Raw genomic sequence first — 17,311 nt, forward strand, 5'->3', positions numbered from 1 at the left:
AAATGTTATTCGAATGGGATACAAGTCGTGTAAAGTTTATTGGTCCTTTAAATTTATGATCTCTTATGATTTCGTGTTCTGATATACAGCTCTCCATATATACGAGCTTGATAAGTATTTAACCGATCCTGAAACTGATCGGGAAACTCCTCTTTCGGCTTTTTGATATTCTTTTCTTCAAGAAATATTTTTAACGAGGCCATCCAGGAAAACAATTCATCTAGATAATTTACGGAACGGGTAGTGGCTTTACTCCAGAGGGACAGCGCCTGATCCAGGGACTTGTTATTGAAAATACCTAAATCACGAATGGTTGAACTATTGACGGCTTCGATCACTTCATTTCGGAGATCATTTCGGAGCCACTGACCATATGAATGATAGCTTTTTGTGTAGTTGTCTTTCTCTCCCTCATTTTGCCCGTATGGCAATCCCGTTCTGGCCCAGGGAATATTCAATAAATTACCAGGTAAATCTTTTAATAAAAGGATATACCATTGATCATCACGAACACTGGGGTCTAAAGCCCACATTTTTCCAAATACGTCAGGTGCAGTAAAAATTTGGTATAGGGGGGTGCTTTTTGTGATATGTATCATACAGGATTGCAACATTCTACGTAGATAATGTTGTTGTTGTTGTATTTCTCTTCTACGAATTGGTTTATTAGAATTTGATGATTTCGAGAGTTCATCTTCTAAAATAGGAGTTAGCTTCTTTTTTGCTGATGATTTTAAAATTCCAAATCGATCCTTACCTTTAAAAGATATATCTGAGAGGTTAGTAATATGGGTACCGGAATATTCCCCTCGACCGATACTGTCACCATAGCTTCCTGCCAATATCAAATCAAGACCCTCGATTTTAGAAACTTCATCCATTCCGTGATAATGAAATGGAGCCACCTCTGAACCATTATCGGAGGAAAGACGAATATTTTCATATAATGTTTCTGCGGATAGTTTTATATGTTGCCATTCCCAATTAAATTGTAGGGCAATTCTCTGAGCATATGCTACATCTCTTGAGTTCGTATCCCCCCATGAAATACCCGTGACTATGATATCAGGATCGATGGTGTTTTGATATTCACGTACTATACCTGCAAGGATTCGGCTGTCCATGCCTCCGCTAAGAAGTATCCCTATTGTTTTTCGACTATTGATATATCGTGTGACTTCTTGAAGTAGTGCAGTTTTCAATTCAACAGTAAATAGCTGACGATCCGGGATGGAATGTTTGTGGGGAGGCAGGGGGTGTTCTTGCCATTTATTATTTTCAGGATGAGACATCCAGGGAGCTCGATGAATGTTCTTGATAAGTGTTCGATCTCCTGGAATGTAGGGTAGGTAGATCCTAGAGATTAAAGAAACTAAGTCTAGCAAGTTTTGATCATCATTCTCCAGGTTGGTAATAAGTAATTCTTTAATGTTAAGAGAAAAAGAATGAACTGGTTCGTCTACTTTATAAAACGGATAGACTCCACCTAAATGATTAGTAAGTTCTTTCCAGCTTGAAGAAAGTTTATTTTGTACCATTTTACGAGTTGCTTGGGTCTAATTTTTTAAAGTAAGAACGGCGTCTTCGAATAAATTCTCGTATTGGCTTATTATTTTTTTCATATTGTAATTGTCAAAGCAGTTTGATTTAATAGCGTCCTTATCCCAAGAATGCTTAAAAGATTTTTTAATTGCAAGTGCCAATGCTTCGATATCTCCATCAGGAACTAAAAATCCATTGAAACCATTCTTGATTATTTCGCTATTTCCTCCTGGGACATCAAAAGCCACTACAGGGGTGCCAACTGCAAGTGCTTCCAATATTACATTGGAGAACCCCTCATAATACGATGTCATAACCACTATCTTTGAAGAAGATATAAAAGCAGTCGGATTTTTTTGAAAGCCTAGGAAGGTGAATTGAGAAGTAAGCCCTTTTTCTTCAATCAAATTTTTGAGATTATCCTCTTCAGGACCGGAACCTATTATTCCATATTTGACTTCAGATGATAAGTGTTCAGCAGCTTCGATCAAACGATGAATTGCCTTTAAGGGGGTAAGGCTTCCCACTGAAAGGACATCAAATTTTGGATGTTTGGAATGAATATTATTGATTGAAGAGAAATCTACAGGATTATTTATCGTCTTGAGTTTCTCTCGAGAAATGCTGAAATTTTGGTTTAAATCTTCTGCCATAGCAAAGCTTTGACATACGATGTAGTTATATTGAGCCAGTAGGTCTGGAAAAAGAAGGTTGAATCCAAGAGACATTTTCTTTTTACGTTCACTTGCATTTGTATTTTCACGTGCTATAAAAACAGTATTGCCAGAAAGTAAACGAGCTGGAAAAATTCTTCTTAAGAGGGATAACATTAGATACATTTGAGGAAGTGTGACGAAGACAATATCCGGATTAAGTGTATATATGAGATTTCGAATTTTCCAAAATGCAAATCTGGCTCGTGAGACTTTCAAATCATAAAATTGTGGACTTCCCTTTTTAAAATTACCAACTTTATTGATCCCCACACTAAGAACAGCTAAATGAACATCAAACTTATCTTTCGACAAGTGATTGAAAAGATGAACCATAACCCGCTCTGCGCCACCAGGACTTATGGAAGGCATGAGAAGAAGGAGTTTAATTTTCTTCATAGTTCGAGACTTTTCTTTGAAGAACATGGTTCATTGCGAACATATTTATTCTGGCATTACCTCTAAAATGAGGAAATAGCTTGTTAAATTTCAAAAGGCCGTCAATTCTTTTCTTCTGGTTTTGATCGATAATTCCATAAATATGAAGCGAATTCAAATAACCAGAAACAAGATTAAAATCCCGATGTTTTGATTGCTTTATTTTTGTCAATAGTGTTGCTAATGAACGGGAAATCCCTGCGTAAAGATCATCTTCATATTTGGTGTTTAGAAACCGAGTATGATATTTTTTGAAGAAAATTTCATACGCAGTAACAATCATTTCTAACCATTCAATCGTTTTACGAGTGGATTTAGCAGTATGAATAATGTGATAATTATCTGCTTTATTATAATCATAATGCACTTTGCCGTCATATTTAGAAAGCATTAGAATGTGAAAATCAGGATCCTGTAAGCGTGGAAGACATTCATCAAAAGGCTTTATCTTTTTAAGAATTTCAGATTTCCACGTTCCAGACATAATATTCCAAGGATGTTCTAATCGTAGAAAAAGAGATAAATAATCAGAACCTGATCTTGCTATTTTGTTGGAGAATATGGTAGTTTTCTCTTTTTCAAACATCTTGTAAGTTCCCTTTATCAGGATATCATTTTCCCCTATTTTGTGAATTCTTTGCATTCGGTTTTCCAAACACGATGGCATAAGTAAATCATCGCTATCCAGAAAAATTATATAATCTCCTGTGCTGTATTCTGTGCCAATATTGCGACAGGTATTGGCTCCTTTCGGTTCACGGTTCCGGTGATATAGTCGAAATCTTGAATCTTTTTGAACGAACTCTTCAATGATTTTTACAGTATTGTCAGTAGATCCATCATCAACCACGATGCATTCCCAGTGTGGGTAGGTTTGCTGTAGTACGGAGTCCAGGGTTTCGGCGATATAGTCTTCTCGGTTAAAAGAAGGGATGACAATGGAGATTATTGGTTCGTTCATATAATGAATTGCTGTTTAAGATTCATAAATGTATATTGATTTCTAGTCAGCCGTATAATATTCTGAATTATTCGCTTAATGGATGATGTTTATATTCAGAAACCCATTCTTCCGATCCCAGTATGGACGTTCCTAATCCAATTATACAACCACAATTTTCTTTGATGATAGGTAATATTTTCTTTTCCTCTTGCATTTATTCTTTGTCGAATTTCTTTTAGAGGAAGAGGACGCATGGTCCATAGGGCTTGTTTAAATATTCGAAAGTTTGATAATCCATTTTGTATTGCAACCATTCTCTTACCAGCTCCTATCCGTCGAGCTTTTTTCAATAACAGTGATCTATCTTTTGGAGGGTAACTGACCTCTAAATGTCCTAAAAGTGTTAGGTTCGCTCCCAAGGCAATCGCTTTTTTTGACCAGATGGAATCTCCGGTGGAACGAAGCGTTTCATCAAAGTATCCGTATTTTTCAAAAAATTCATTCTTTGTAAAAACACAACCTCCAGCAACGCGTCCACTTTCGATTTCTCTTTTTATATCCACATATATCAGGCTATCCAGTAATTCCCAGGTCGATGAGTTTTCATTTATCTCAAATTGAATGATTGGGGCACCAAAGTCGCTAGTATTTTCTTCCAATTGGCGAATTCCAGATTCTATAAAATGCTTTGGTACTACGATGTTGGAATCCAGCAATATTTTATAATACCCCTTTGCGGCCCGAATTCCCATATTTCGGGACGGATACGGGCTTTTTAATTTGTTTTGTATAAGCATTCTATCTGCATGGGTCTTTGCTACATCTAACGATCCATCTGATGATTCATTATCGACGACGATGATCTCATAGTTTATCCTGTAAAAAGTTTGAACTGATAAGGCTTTTAGACATTTTCCCAGTCTTTCCTTATTATTATAGACGGGAATGACAATAGATACTGAAGGATAATTCATATAAAATGACCCATGTGTGAACTGACAAATTTAAAAATTGATGAAATTCTTGAATATTGATGCCCTATTCTTCTAGCCCATTATGTAATGGGTAGGAGTGTCGAATAAAGTTATTTATAATTGTGATTTATGTTGTCAAATTTACTATTTTCATTGATAAACAGGTTATTTTGAAACTTTATGTTTTTTAAATTGGTGTCATTTACCGTATAGTATTTCCGGTGTTTTGAAATTTTGGAAAGTTTACCCAAGATAGTAAAATAAGCCATACTTAGACCCATTAGCTTTTTCCAATCGAACCGCATTCCACTTGAAATAACATACCTTATCAAACGCTGATGCATTTTTATAATTTGTGTTTTATACTTATTTACAGGGTTCTTTAGCAAAAGTAAAAAGTGTCGGTGGTACCTGTTTTTCACCGATTGGATACTGGGTGTTTTATTATCTGAATTTTGATTCCGTAAATGATAAGCTTTGCAATCTGGAATTACTCCTATTTTTTTGTTGATATACACAAGCCTATTTATAAGGTCATTATCTTCGCCGTAATGATCGAAAATAGGATCAAAACCACCGATTTGGTGGATTACGTCAATGGGGATAAACCAAAAGGCTGCATTGATGAAGTCAACAGGTATGACTTCCTGTTGATTTAAAAGATGTGTAATAGTTCTTGTTTTACTTCGCTTTAAGTAATTTTCAAAATTTCTATCAAGTGTATTGCTGTTAAAGTAATGCATGGGGGATAGAATACCATAGTCTGCATTGGATTTTGACACCATCTTCATTCTTCTGATAATTCCTGGTTCACATACTGTATCTTGATTGACCAAAAACACAAAATTATAGTTATTTTCGATAGCATACCGTAAACCAATATTATTTGCTTTGCCAAAACCTAAATTGACCTCTGAGAAGAAAGTTATTATTCTATCTCCAAACGATTTTACAATGCTTTTAGAATTATCAGTTGAATTGCAATCAATGATAATTATATCGGAATCTGGATCCTCAATTAATGATTGAATGCAGTTTTGAATCCACGCTTCTCCGTTGTACGTAACAATGATAATCAATACATCTTGATTGACAGTGGATCTATTTTTTAAATCTTGTTGCATATCTTGATAGTAAATAACGATACTTAAAATAGGTTTTCATCGGTAACTGTGACCATAAGAGGTCTAAGCCTTTTTTTCGTTCTTCAAATTCATAGTTTAAGAGTTGTAAGTCATTTTCATAGTAATTATTAATGAGTTTTTTTCTTTCTCTATTATAGAACAACGAATAATGATCAAATATCTTTAGTGATTTATTTATTCTGGTATCAAAAAATTTAGATGGTAAATTCAGATCGTTAATTACATTTTGTAATCCCTCTCTGATATTTTCAAATTTTATTACTTGATTATAAGCAATATGTTTATTATCTAGAAAGAAAAAAGTTGATTGCGGATATAAATGGTCTCCCCTATAAATGATATTTTTCTTTGAATTCATGACTTTTTGGTATGGTCCTGTCCCTTGTATGAAATCATTAAACGAACCATAGAGGTTGTGCATAAAAGATATGTATTTATAATCTGAGAATGCTCGGTCATATGGATTCCGAACTATTATGAATTTATAATAATCATTCCATTGTTGTTTTGAAATATATCCATAATCTATCAGTTGTTGTGGAGTAGCATGCTGAAGATGAATTTTGTTCTTATCGCACCATCCCATTAATGTGGTGTAGTTAGCTTTCTCCCATTCCCCCTTTTGAGGCCTCACTTCAAACGCTTTTTCGACTGAACTTCCAGCACACTTTGGAATGTGAATGAAAATTACTTTATGTTTATGATCTATCATTTGTTAGAATTAAATGTTTTAATAACTTCTTGAATAAGTTTTTTTTCTCCGAGGTAAAGAACTATCCCATAAATGATTAGGGGGATTGTAAGTGATATAATAGTAGGCATGTTAATTTGGTGGAATTCCGGTTTTATTAGAATAATCGTAAAAATCAAAATCATGTTCGAGAATGATATGTAGACCATGCTTCTTAGCTGACCCATTATTGATAATCCTATTGAATCTTTTATTTGAAAAAATGTGACGAATAGATTAAAAATATCTGCTAGCAATTTTCCAATAGCAATAGCAAATACGCTGATATAAGCACCTACTAAAATTCCGATAATTACACTTGGTCTTTTTAAATATATCTCTTTAAATATTAGATCTGTCCTTCCGCGTGAGATAATGACAGATCCTAATAGTGAGTTTATAGATGCAATCATACCTGAGATTGAGAAAATCTTGATAAATGGAACAGCCTCAATCCATTGGTCGCCGAAAACGATAAGAACAAATTCTTTGGCGTAAAAATAAACCATTATCATGAGTGGAAAACTAATCGAAATCACAATTTTGATTATTTTCACGTAATACTTTTTTATTTTGGCTGGATCATCTTGAATTTTTGAAAAAGATGGCAAAAACACGGCTGATAATACCTTGGATATGTTCGTTGTGGGTAATTTGATTATGGCATAGGATTTGGAGTAAATCCCCAAGCTCTTTTGATTATACATTTTTCCAATTAGGAAGTTATCAATGTTTGAAGAGAAGTAAGTTATGGAAGAATTTATAAACAAGGCTGATGACAATTTAGTATACCTCAGGATGCTCGACCACTTCAAAATGAATGAAGGTCGCCAATCGGTCAAAGTCCATATTAAAATAGTACTTAAAAATCCCTGTAATACTAACTGTATTGCTAAAGCCCATTCACCAAAACCAATGTAAGCTAATACAATTCCAGTACCTCCTGAAATAGCTGCAGCCAATAAATTTCTTATAGCAAGACTTTTAAAGTCCATACTTTTTAAAAAAAGGGCGGTAGGAACTAAGCTAATTGCAGTTATTGTAAAACTTATGGAAATAAATTTTATCAAAGGAACTAATTGTGGTTCATTATAAATGTTGGCTATGAGAGGGGCTGATATAAAAAAGATAATTGATAGGAAAAGACCCACTATTAAATTCAACCAAAATATTGAACTAAGATCATTGGTGGTTACATCTTTTTTCTGAATAATAGAACTCTTAAACCCAAAATCTATTAAGATGCCCGAGAAATTTGAAAAAACCGTTATCATTGCAATGATACCAAATTGTGACGGCGTAATTAACCTGGCCAGGACCATTGTAATTACAATGCCAATAATTTGGCTGCCATATTGGGAGATTGAGTTCCAATACAGTCCTTTTAAAGTTGACTTTCGTAGCGACACTCTATGTTATTAGTAGGTAGTAATATTATATTTTATCATGGATTGAATATTTTCCGCAAATCCATTCTGCGGGATAAAACGAGAATTCCTCTTCAGAATTGCTCGGCGAAGGTTCAGAAGAGACCGGAGATGGTTTTTTCTTTTAAAGACAAGCTTTACTAAGGGGTGATGGTGAATGATTGATTGTTAATGGAGTTTTAGTGTTAGTCCTTGGTGGTCGATCACTGAATCATGCCATTAGAACGATTTTACAATTTAGTCAGATTTATGATTTCTGATTTCATATCAAAGAGAGAAGTTTTTCAAAAGTGATCACTGGAAAAAACGGTCCCGCCGGTTATTACTATTTGTTTTCCATTTCGACTCATTAAATGGTGCTTTGTCTGTGATTAATTATTCGAGTGTCGCTATCGGTCATCCGTATCGCACTTTTTTTAATAAATATATTTCTTGATTCTTTTGGAGGGTAGGTATTTCTCCCTCAATTAAAGAATTATTTCCGGTTTTATTGTCTTTTATGGACATGATTTTAATCTCTGCATCTTGTGATATTGGTACGCTGGCGCTTTTGGTAGTTGGTGTCAGACACTTGCCGGGCGAGCCTTGTGGGTGGGGTAGTGTCTGACACCTAAAGTGATTTCCCCAACTGGGATAGAAGGCACTGCACTGTCTGGTGCGAGGTGGCTTACGTCTGACCAGTCTGCCCCATCCGATTCGTGCATTCTGTGACCGCGCTGCGGTCAAAAGGATTATATGATCCGGTGGCTAATAAACTTGGACCGCTCTGCGGTCGTGTTTTCAGGATTAATCCGGGTGTTAAGCCTGTTAGGTCGCTGCGCTTTCGGTACGCCTCGCTGTTGGGTCGCTGCGTTTTTTTGGTTAAAATGTACCGAGCCGCTGGCTCTTATATGATCCTTTATCCGTTATTCCCCCCGGTTGAAACCGGGGGCTATTACATGATTCGAGCCGACGGCTCTGACCGGACGCTGCGCTGTTGGTTGCTGCGGTATTGGGGCGCTGGCGCTATTGGGTCGCTGACGCTTTTGGTACGCCTCCCTGCTCCGCGACGGGAGGTAAACATCGCTGCTGGGACGCCTACATCTACAATCTATAATCTATAATCTAAGTCCTAAGTACTAAGTTCTAAACTCCATCAACCAACAACAATTTAATATGCCATCCGAATCAATGCGCAGCAACCTCCTCGTGATCCAGAAAGCTGATCAGATCGATAGTCTGTATGCCTTCCACAGTATTTCCCGAATATGAATCCATGGTGATCACCGTCTTGGGGTAGTTGTCATCGATAGCCTGTAGATTACCAAATTCCCGTTCCATTGTTTTAGGATCGTGAATGTTTAGTGCAACCTGGATATATGCTTTCTCGCCTTCTTTTTCTGCTATAAAATCTATTTCTTTATTTTTGAGTTGACCTACCTTTACATCGAATCCCTGGAAAAGCAAATGATTATAGACGATATTTTCCATGATTTTACCCGCGTCTTCCAGTCGGTATCCCCAGATACCATTTCGGATGCCTAAATTCTCAAAGTAATATTTTTCGCCGATTTCAAACATTCGTTTGCCAACCATGTCGTACCGGGAAGCCGGGTGGATCAAAAATGCATTGGTCAGGTGTTGTACATAAGTTTGTACCTGATTGGGAGCAATATTCACTCGTTGCGATTTGAGAAAATCACTTATTTTTTTTGCCGAGAAAATGCTGCCGGTGTGGGCGGCCAAAAACAGAACCAATTGTTCCAGGAAATGTACATTTCTCACTCCGTATCTGTGTACTACATCTCGAAATACGATGGTGTTGTATATGTTTTTTAAATATTCAAACACGACAGAATCTGTAAGCTCCAAGTGGACCAAATAGGGCAATCCGCCAAATTTCATGTATTGATCCAGACTCTTCTTTCCTTTTTGCAATTGATGAAAATTTAAAAACTCGGGATAGGATAAACTATAGACCGATATTTCAATGTATCTGCCGCTTAAATGACCTGATATGTCCGTGGATAGCAGATTTGCATTGCTTCCCGTACAGTAGAGGTCTACGTCTTCATCTAACAATAAGGACCGCAGAGCGGATCCAAAATCAGAAATATCCTGGATCTCGTCGATAAAAACATAGGTTGTGCCTGACCTGGATTTATGTTGCAATACATAGTCATGCAGATCTTTTGCTGTTTTTATAAATGAAAATGCCAGGTCTTCCTTGTTAATGTATATGATCTTATCCTCCCTATGGGATTTCTGCAACAATTGAATTATTTGATAGATCAAGTAACTTTTGCCGACTCTGCGCTGTCCTGTAAATACCTTAATTATATTCTGATTCATGAACGGCTTGACCTTTTCCAGGTAGTGGGGTCTTGTCAGAACATTTTTTGGTATTTTGAAATTCATCAAGATTAAATCGTAATTATAACTTTATGCGAATATAGTAAAAATTATAAACATGATTATAGCTTTTGGGACGCCTCCCTGCTCCGCGACGGGAGGTAAACTTCGTTGTTGGGTCGCTGGCGCTATTAGGACACTCCGCTGTTGGGACACTCCGCTGTTGGGACGCTACGCTGTTGGTACGCTCCGCTTTGGTAGTTGGTGTCAGACACTTGCCGGGCGAGCCTTGTGGGTGGGGTAGTGTCTGACACCTAAAGTGATTTCCCCAACTGGGATAGAAGGCACTGCACTGCCTGGTGCGAGGTGGCTTACGTCTGACCAGTCTGCCCCATCCGATTCGTGCATTCTGTGACCGCGCTGCGGTCAAAAGGATTTTATGATCCGGTGGCTAATTAAACTTGGACCGCTCTGCGGTCGTGTTTTCAGGATTAATCCGGGTGTTAAGCCTGTTGGGGCATTGACGCTGTTGGGTCGCTGGCGCTATTAGGACACTCCGCTGTTGGGACGCTGCGCTTTTTTTTGGTTAAAATGTACCGAGCCGCTGGCTCTTATATGATCCTTTATACGTTAATCCCTCGGTTGAAACCGGGGGCTATTACATGATTCGAGCTGACGGCTCTGACCGGTCGCTGGCGCTATTGGGACGCTCCGCTTTGGGTCGCCTCCCTGCTTTGCGACGGGAGGTAAATTTCATTTTTAGGACGCTGCGCTGCTGGTTGTTCCCGTACTGGGGTACTGTGCCCCAACGACCGTCCGCACGTCGCCGAAGCTTTAGCGGAGGAACAAGGTTCCTAGCGCACGCAGTGTCCCCAAACGGCGAAGCCTCCAAACTACAAACAGCCGAAGGCTCCAAACGGCCGAAGGCCCTCAAACGCACGCAGTGCCCAAACGACCAAAAGTCCCTAATATAAAAAGCCGAACATCCACAAGGGGATTATTCCTGCGACGCCATATTCGATGTCATCTTTGACGATATAGGCATTTTTCTTGTTTTTGAGGTTTCCCTGTGCTTTGCTTTTTCCACCTATTTCAATTATATACCTGGTATCGACCAAAAAATCTGCGTCACCAGACCAATGGATAGTTTCGATATCTTGAATCTGATTCATAAAGAAAGTTTCACGTAGTGTGCCTCTATCTGTCTGTTCTCCGGCTAATGCAAATTGCAGATTACTGTTATTCAGATATAGTTTTTCGGGTTTTCTCAATACAGCCATGCCCTGTGTGTCTTTACGTAGTTGCTGTATGAGTCGTGCCTTTTCCAATAGATGCAATACCCGCATAAGAGCCGGCCGTGATATATTGGTGGTTCTGCTTAACTTACTTATATTTGGTGTGAATGGCACGCTGGTTGAAATAACGTACAACAGTTTTTTGATTTTTACTAACATCTCATAATTAAGGTTTTCCACAGCTGCCAGGTCTATATCGATAATCAGATTCACTGTATGCAATAATCGCTGTAGGTATTCATTTTCGCCTTCAATAAAATACGGATAAGCTCCATATCGCAGGTATTCCTTAAATTCTGCTATGGGCTTTATATTATCATTGATCGTCCGGGCTATTTCCACATGATCTTCCAATATTTCCGACAGAGTCCATGTAGTAAACGATATATCTTTTTTGAGTTGAATATATTCCCGAAGAGATAGCTCCTTTAAACTATACGAAATAGCTCTCCGGCTTAAATCAGATTCGCCAGAATAAACTTCAAGTATCGACGAAGAGGTAAAAATCACCTGCAGATCCGGGACATTATCATAAATAAGTTTTAATTCCCTAGACCAACGAGGATACTTATGTACTTCATCCAGTAATAAATAATTGCCTCCTTCTTTCGAAAAACGTTCTGCCAATTCCAACATTCCAACATCCTGGAAAAACAGATCGTCCATGGCTACATAAAGTGCGGAGCCATCATTAGGCAGCTTTTTGGCAAGATACTGTAACAATAAAGTTGTTTTCCCACTTCCCCGCGCACCTGTGATCCCGATCAACCTGTTATTCCAATTGATTTTATCGGCCAGATACCTTTCAAAATGCAATGGCACTGTTTGTGCTTTTCTTTGTGATGTAATTTGTAATCGCTCTATATTCATGACGACCAGGAAATGATGGCTTAATTGTAAAATGTAATTTACAAAATTCGATGGTTATTGTAAAAGATAATTTACAAAATTGGGTGACATCAATTTTATGTACTTCTTGCGCAGCTTATCTTTTGGTACGCTGGGCCTCCCTGCTTCCCTACTTCGTCACGGGAGGTAAACTTCGCTGTTGGTACGCTGGCGCTGTTGGGATGCTGCGTTTTTTTGGTTAAAATGTGCCGAGCCGCTGGCTCTTATATGATCCTTTATCCGTTATTCCCCCGGTTGAAACCGGGGGCTATTACATGATTCGAGCCGACGGCTCTGATCGTACGCTGCGCTGTTGAGACGCTGACGCTGTTGAGACGCTGACGCTGTTGGGACGCTGCGCTTTGGTAGTTGGTGTCAGACACTTGCCGGGCGAGCCTTGTGGGTGGGGTAGTGTCTGACACCTAAAGTGATTTCCCCAACTGGGATAGAAGGCGCTGGCGCTGTTGGGGCGCTGACGCTGATGGGTCGCTTCGGTAGTGGGGCACTGTGCCCAAACGCCCCTCCCAAATCCGTCCGCGTGTCGCCGTAGCTTTAGCGGAGGAACAAAGTTCTAAGTGCACCCAGCGTCCAAACCCCAAACGAGCGCAGCTCCCAAACCGCCGTCAGGCGCCAAACCTGCCCCTCCCAACGACCTGTCTTTCTTTATCTCCCGACCAGCCGCCTGTATTGTTCAGCTATGGTGTCCAATCCAAAATTTTGATACAGTAATTCCTGGTTGCGTCTTTTTTCTTCATCGTGTAAGACCGGTGCTTTATGCTGATGATCTTTCATTGAAAAAACCCGGAACCCCTGTCCGGTGTAATACCGGTAGAACCCGGATTCTTCTGGCAGTACGATGGGGATGTGGTTTTGAAGGCAATACAAAAGGTTGCCTCCGCCCATCCCACGCATTTGAGGCATCCAGGCCAGTTTGACCCGGCTAAGTACATTGAAGTAGCTCTGGCGGTTTAGAAATCGATGGAGAAAAAGCGCCTTATCACCCATTTTGTTCCGGGCTGCTTTTCGCACCAGGGCTTCATACCGTTTGTTCGCTCCGTAGGAAAAAGGAATGATGATGCGGTCATATCCGGCAATCAGCTCTTCACTCAAGGCTTTGATGCCGTCCAGATGGTTGACCGTCACAGCCCCCGAATGGCCGAATAACAGATCGCGGTGCCGGAGGTCCGGCACATTTTTATGGATTTTCTGCCCCATGGCAAATGGGGCGTATTCCATGTGCGTCAGATCATACCGATCCCTGATCATGTGGTATTCGGCCGGATTCCAATGCGCAAATCGGTCGATGCGTTGCAAATCTTTTTGGTATTGGTCGTCTTCGCGACGAAGGATATCCAGTACCCGTTGAAATTTTAATTGGTAATACTGGGGGTTTTGCATAGAATCATAATACGCCCGGGTGGCCGTACCCAGGTATTCCCGGATCACCGCTCGCCGGTGGTAGTATTCATACCCATAAAAGATCCAGGTCACTGGCATGTCCGCCGGGATAAACGGCAGCAGGTGTTTGCGAAATCGGCCGGGCAAAGAATGAAATAGAACCTGTCGGTATCTCTTCATGCCCGAGCTCCGGAGTATTTTTTTCATCCCTGCGATGGAGATGCGGGTGACCTCCTGGTCTTCCGGAGTACCCTGTTTCCGCCTGGCTGTGCCGACGACGTAATAGTCGTTGTGGGAATCTGGAGCATAGGTCTTTTGATGCCGAATGAAGCCCTGGTGAAATTTATCGTCAATGCAAAGGTGCAGGTTCATGGGGTGTTTTATGGTGTAGGGGTTTGGTCTTGGATTTTGATGGCCGCTTAACTTCTCCGGTTTTGCCAAAGTTCGGAGGTATTGTTTGTGGTTTGGTTCCTGGGGTTTTGAATGAGTTCCTGGATTTCGTTTATAGCTTGTTCGATTTGGGGTTTTTCGATGTTATGTGGTCCTGTTTGTGGTTTGGTTCTGGGGGTTTTGAATGAGTTCCTGAATTTTGTTTATAGCTTGTTCGATTCGAGTTTTTCGATGTTATGTGGTATAGTTTGTGGTTTGGTTCCTGGGGGTTTGAATGAATTCCTGGATTTCGTTTATAGCTTGTTCGATTCGGGGTTTTTCGATGTTATGTGGTTCTGTTTGTGGTTTGGTTCTGGGGGGGGGTGAACGAATTCCTGGATTTCGTTTATAGCTTGTTCGATTCGGGGATTTTCAATGTTCTGTGGTACTGTTTGTGGTTTGGCTCCAAACGGGCGTAGCCCATCAAACGGCCCCAGGCCATTAAACTTCAAACGCACGCAGTGCCCCCAAACGGCGAAGCCTCCAAACTACAAACAGCCGAAGGCTCCAAACGGCCGAAGGCCCTCAAACGCACGAAGTGCCCAAACGACCAAAGGTCCCTAATACAAGAAGCCGAACAGCCACAATGGGATTCTTTTATTCCCGCCATATTCTATATCATCTGCCGCTATATACGCGTTTTCTATTCCCCGAATCTGCTCAAAGCTTTTATTCTTTCCACCGACTTCAATGGTGGTCTGGTCGTTTATTCGGAAATCGCCCTGATCGATGTATTCTATTTTATTTTGGTAGGCTACCTGATTGATAAAGAAGGTTTCCCGTATATTTCCTTTTCCGGCATTTTTACCGGCCAGTGTAAAAGGCAGATTTGGATTTTCCAAATAGATCTTATCCGGCTTTTGCAATCGGGAGATTCCCTTTGCATCTTTGTAAAGATGAGCAATCAACCTGGCTTCCTGCAAATAATGCAAATAGGTGACCAATGTATTTCGATTGATCTTCATCCTGTTGCTCAGTTTGCTTACATTGGGTATGAAAGGAACAGATTCAGCGATAATCTGTAAGAGTTGTTTCATTTTAATCACATAAGCCGGATCAACACCTCGTTGGAGGGGGAGCTCGATCTCCAGTATCATATTGAGAATCTCTTCAATCCTGTGATGGTATCCGGTTTTTCCTTCCATAAAAAATGGATAGTATCCATTCTTCAGATAATCATCGAAATGTTGCAATGGTTTTATTTTCCTATTCACCATTTGGGCCAGAGGTACAGGATCTTCCAACAGCTCATCCAGCCTGATGACCTCAAAGTCCAATCCCAATCTGATGTTTAGATATTCTCTATAGGACAGACCTTGCATGTGATACATGACGGCCCGGCGACTCAAATCCGCACGGGCATCCAAAAGTTCTAAAAGCGACGATCCCGTGAAGACAATCTTTAATTCCGGATGGTCGTCATATATGTTTTTGATTTCCTGCCTCCACGTGGGATAATGATGTACCTCGTCCAGAAAAAGATAACGCCCCCCTTTTCGGACAAATTCGCTGGCGACGTCGACAGGGCGGTTCTCTGCCCACCATATATTGTCCAGACTGGTATAGAGACTGGTTCCGTCCAATTTTAGATTTTTCTTTATGTACTGAAGCAAGAGGGTGGTTTTTCCAACGCCCCGGGCACCGCGCAGGCCGATCAGGCGCGCAGTCCAGTCGATATCGTTCATCATGTTGCGGGTGAACTGAAGCTGCGTGACCTCTATTTTCTTGATGAACTTCTCCAGTAATTCGTCCATGAGTATTAAATTGCTTTTTGCTCTAAGCAAATATAAGTAAAATATGCTTAATAGTCTAAGCAGTTGGTTTTTGAAGGGCGCTTCGCTGTTGGGTCGCTTCGCTGTTGGGTCGCTGGCGCTTTTAGGTTGCCTCCCTGCTCCGCGACGGGAGGTAAACTTCGCTGTTGGGACGCTGCGCTTTAGTCTTTAGAACGCTGCGCTCTTGGTACGCCTCCATCAACAATTCACCATCAACAATCAACAATCAAAGTGCACCTTTTATCTCGTCAAATTTAAGGAGCATCTATATCACTGGGCTTTACAATCCGTTCTCCCGAGTACTTTGTCAAGTCCTCAGGATTCATAGGCTTGCAAATCCCTTATGTCCAGTTTCCAGTTTCCAGTGTCAACCATCTACAATCTACAATCTACAATCTATAATCTACAATCTATAATCTAAATCCTAAGTTCTAAACTCCATCAAACCTTCACCACCCGATCCTCCTCCAACCGATACTGCTCACCGCTCTCCGGACAAACCGCATTGCCGGCCCCGTCAAATTCCAACCGATGGCCATACTCACTCATCCAACCGATCCGTCGCGCCGGATTCCCCACCCACAATTCATACGGCCGGACCTCCTTCGTGATCACCGCCCCCGCACCGATAAATCCGTATTCCCCGATCTCATTCCCACACACAATGGTGGCATTGGCACCGATGGTGGCACCCCGCCGAACCGTAGTCCGGGCATACTGCCCCCGCCGGTTGACCGCACTGCGCGGATTGATCACATTGGTAAATACCATCGACGGACCCAGGAAAACCTCGTCCTCACAAATCACCCCGGTATAGATCGATACATTGTTCTGGACCTTGACCCGGTTGCCAAGCACCACGCCGGGCGATACCACCACATTTTGACCAATGTTACATTCTTCTCCGATCGTGCTGTCCTTCATAATGTGGGAGAAGTGCCAGATCTTGGTTCCTTTTCCAATCTGTGTTCCGGAGTCGATTACCGCGGTTTCGTGTGCGAAGTAGGGAGCGTTTTTTTCAGTGTTGGGCATGGATTGTATTGTTTGTTGTTTGGGTTATGATATAGTTCTTCGGTTATATAGGGTATTTAGTTTTTCTGGGGACATTCTAATGTTAAGTGGTATTGTTTGTAGTTTGGTTCCTGGGGTTTTGAATGAGTTCCTGGATTTCGTTTAGAGCTTGTTCGATATGGGGTTTTTCAATGTTATGTGGTATAGTTTGTGGTTTGGTATCTGCGGTTTTGAAATAATTTTTGAGTTTTGAGGATAGCTTATTCGTTACGGAC

The 17,311-nt window shown here is 40.5% G+C and carries 12 protein-coding genes; all 12 read right to left on the reverse strand.

Annotated features, from left to right (window positions below; translation table 11 throughout):
• Positions 1-53: 53 nt before the first annotated feature.
• The 12 genes from KUV50_RS00585 to KUV50_RS00640 all read right to left on the reverse strand — a co-directional run bounded on the left by KUV50_RS00585 (position 54) and on the right by KUV50_RS00640 (position 17,057).
• The gene (locus KUV50_RS00585; protein ID WP_222578134.1) at positions 54-1,538 is read right to left on the reverse strand and encodes an asparagine synthase-related protein; all 1,485 of its coding nucleotides are present in this window, start codon (positions 1,536-1,538) and stop codon (positions 54-56) included.
• Between the two features lie 18 nt (positions 1,539-1,556).
• Entirely contained in the window at positions 1,557-2,654 is a 1,098-nt protein-coding gene (locus tag KUV50_RS00590) for a glycosyltransferase (protein WP_222578135.1), read from the reverse strand.
• Entirely contained in the window at positions 2,641-3,654 is a 1,014-nt protein-coding gene (locus tag KUV50_RS00595) for a glycosyltransferase family 2 protein (protein ID WP_222578136.1), read from the reverse strand. Before KUV50_RS00595 ends, KUV50_RS00590 begins: the two co-directional genes overlap by 14 nt.
• A 95-nt stretch (positions 3,655-3,749) precedes the next feature.
• The gene (locus KUV50_RS00600) at positions 3,750-4,610 is read right to left on the reverse strand and encodes a glycosyltransferase family 2 protein (RefSeq protein WP_222578137.1); all 861 of its coding nucleotides are present in this window, start codon (positions 4,608-4,610) and stop codon (positions 3,750-3,752) included.
• 110 nt (positions 4,611-4,720) lie between these two features.
• A complete protein-coding gene (locus KUV50_RS00605) occupies positions 4,721-5,734 on the reverse strand; it encodes a glycosyltransferase family 2 protein (protein WP_222578138.1) in 1,014 nt (337 codons plus the stop codon).
• A complete protein-coding gene (locus tag KUV50_RS00610; protein WP_222578139.1) occupies positions 5,712-6,467 on the reverse strand; it encodes a sulfotransferase family 2 domain-containing protein in 756 nt (251 codons plus the stop codon). Before KUV50_RS00610 ends, KUV50_RS00605 begins: the two co-directional genes overlap by 23 nt.
• Positions 6,464-7,894, reverse strand: a complete 1,431-nt coding sequence (locus KUV50_RS00615) for a lipopolysaccharide biosynthesis protein (RefSeq protein WP_222578140.1) — start codon at positions 7,892-7,894, stop codon at positions 6,464-6,466. Before KUV50_RS00615 ends, KUV50_RS00610 begins: the two co-directional genes overlap by 4 nt.
• 1,185 nt (positions 7,895-9,079) lie before the next feature.
• On the reverse strand, positions 9,080-10,309 hold the full coding sequence (locus tag KUV50_RS00620; RefSeq protein ID WP_410000021.1) for an ATP-binding protein: 1,230 nt from the start codon (positions 10,307-10,309) through the stop codon (positions 9,080-9,082).
• A gap of 899 nt (positions 10,310-11,208) precedes the next feature.
• A complete protein-coding gene (locus KUV50_RS00625; protein WP_410000022.1) occupies positions 11,209-12,360 on the reverse strand; it encodes an ATP-binding protein in 1,152 nt (383 codons plus the stop codon).
• Between the two features lie 729 nt (positions 12,361-13,089).
• Positions 13,090-14,196, reverse strand: coding sequence for a TDP-N-acetylfucosamine:lipid II N-acetylfucosaminyltransferase (locus KUV50_RS00630; protein ID WP_222578143.1), 1,107 nt, complete (start codon positions 14,194-14,196; stop codon positions 13,090-13,092).
• A gap of 617 nt (positions 14,197-14,813) precedes the next feature.
• Entirely contained in the window at positions 14,814-16,007 is a 1,194-nt protein-coding gene (locus KUV50_RS00635; protein WP_222578144.1) for an ATP-binding protein, read from the reverse strand.
• A 459-nt stretch (positions 16,008-16,466) separates the two neighbouring features.
• Positions 16,467-17,057: an acyltransferase gene (locus KUV50_RS00640; RefSeq protein ID WP_222578145.1), complete on the reverse strand. Its 591-nt coding sequence runs from the start codon at positions 17,055-17,057 to the stop codon at positions 16,467-16,469.
• Positions 17,058-17,311: the final 254 nt, after the last annotated feature.

The organism is Membranihabitans marinus (genome assembly GCF_019802045.1).
GTDB lineage: Bacteria > Bacteroidota > Bacteroidia > Chitinophagales > Saprospiraceae > Membranihabitans > Membranihabitans marinus_A.

What these genes read in the sequence shown, in the direction of transcription:
- KUV50_RS00585 (WP_222578134.1), bottom strand. Translation starts at nt 1,538, where the DNA reads ATGGTACAAAATAAACTTTCTTCAAGCTGGAAAGAACTTACTAATCAT.
- KUV50_RS00590 (WP_222578135.1), bottom strand. Translation starts at nt 2,654, where the DNA reads ATGAAGAAAATTAAACTCCTTCTTCTCATGCCTTCCATAAGTCCTGGT.
- KUV50_RS00595 (WP_222578136.1), bottom strand. Translation starts at nt 3,654, where the DNA reads ATGAACGAACCAATAATCTCCATTGTCATCCCTTCTTTTAACCGAGAA.
- KUV50_RS00600 (WP_222578137.1), bottom strand. Translation starts at nt 4,610, where the DNA reads ATGAATTATCCTTCAGTATCTATTGTCATTCCCGTCTATAATAATAAG.
- KUV50_RS00605 (WP_222578138.1), bottom strand. Translation starts at nt 5,734, where the DNA reads ATGCAACAAGATTTAAAAAATAGATCCACTGTCAATCAAGATGTATTG.
- KUV50_RS00610 (WP_222578139.1), bottom strand. Translation starts at nt 6,467, where the DNA reads ATGATAGATCATAAACATAAAGTAATTTTCATTCACATTCCAAAGTGT.
- KUV50_RS00620 (WP_410000021.1), bottom strand. Translation starts at nt 10,309, where the DNA reads ATGAATTTCAAAATACCAAAAAATGTTCTGACAAGACCCCACTACCTG.
- KUV50_RS00630 (WP_222578143.1), bottom strand. Translation starts at nt 14,196, where the DNA reads ATGAACCTGCACCTTTGCATTGACGATAAATTTCACCAGGGCTTCATT.
- KUV50_RS00635 (WP_222578144.1), bottom strand. Translation starts at nt 16,007, where the DNA reads ATGGACGAATTACTGGAGAAGTTCATCAAGAAAATAGAGGTCACGCAG.
- KUV50_RS00640 (WP_222578145.1), bottom strand. Translation starts at nt 17,057, where the DNA reads ATGCCCAACACTGAAAAAAACGCTCCCTACTTCGCACACGAAACCGCG.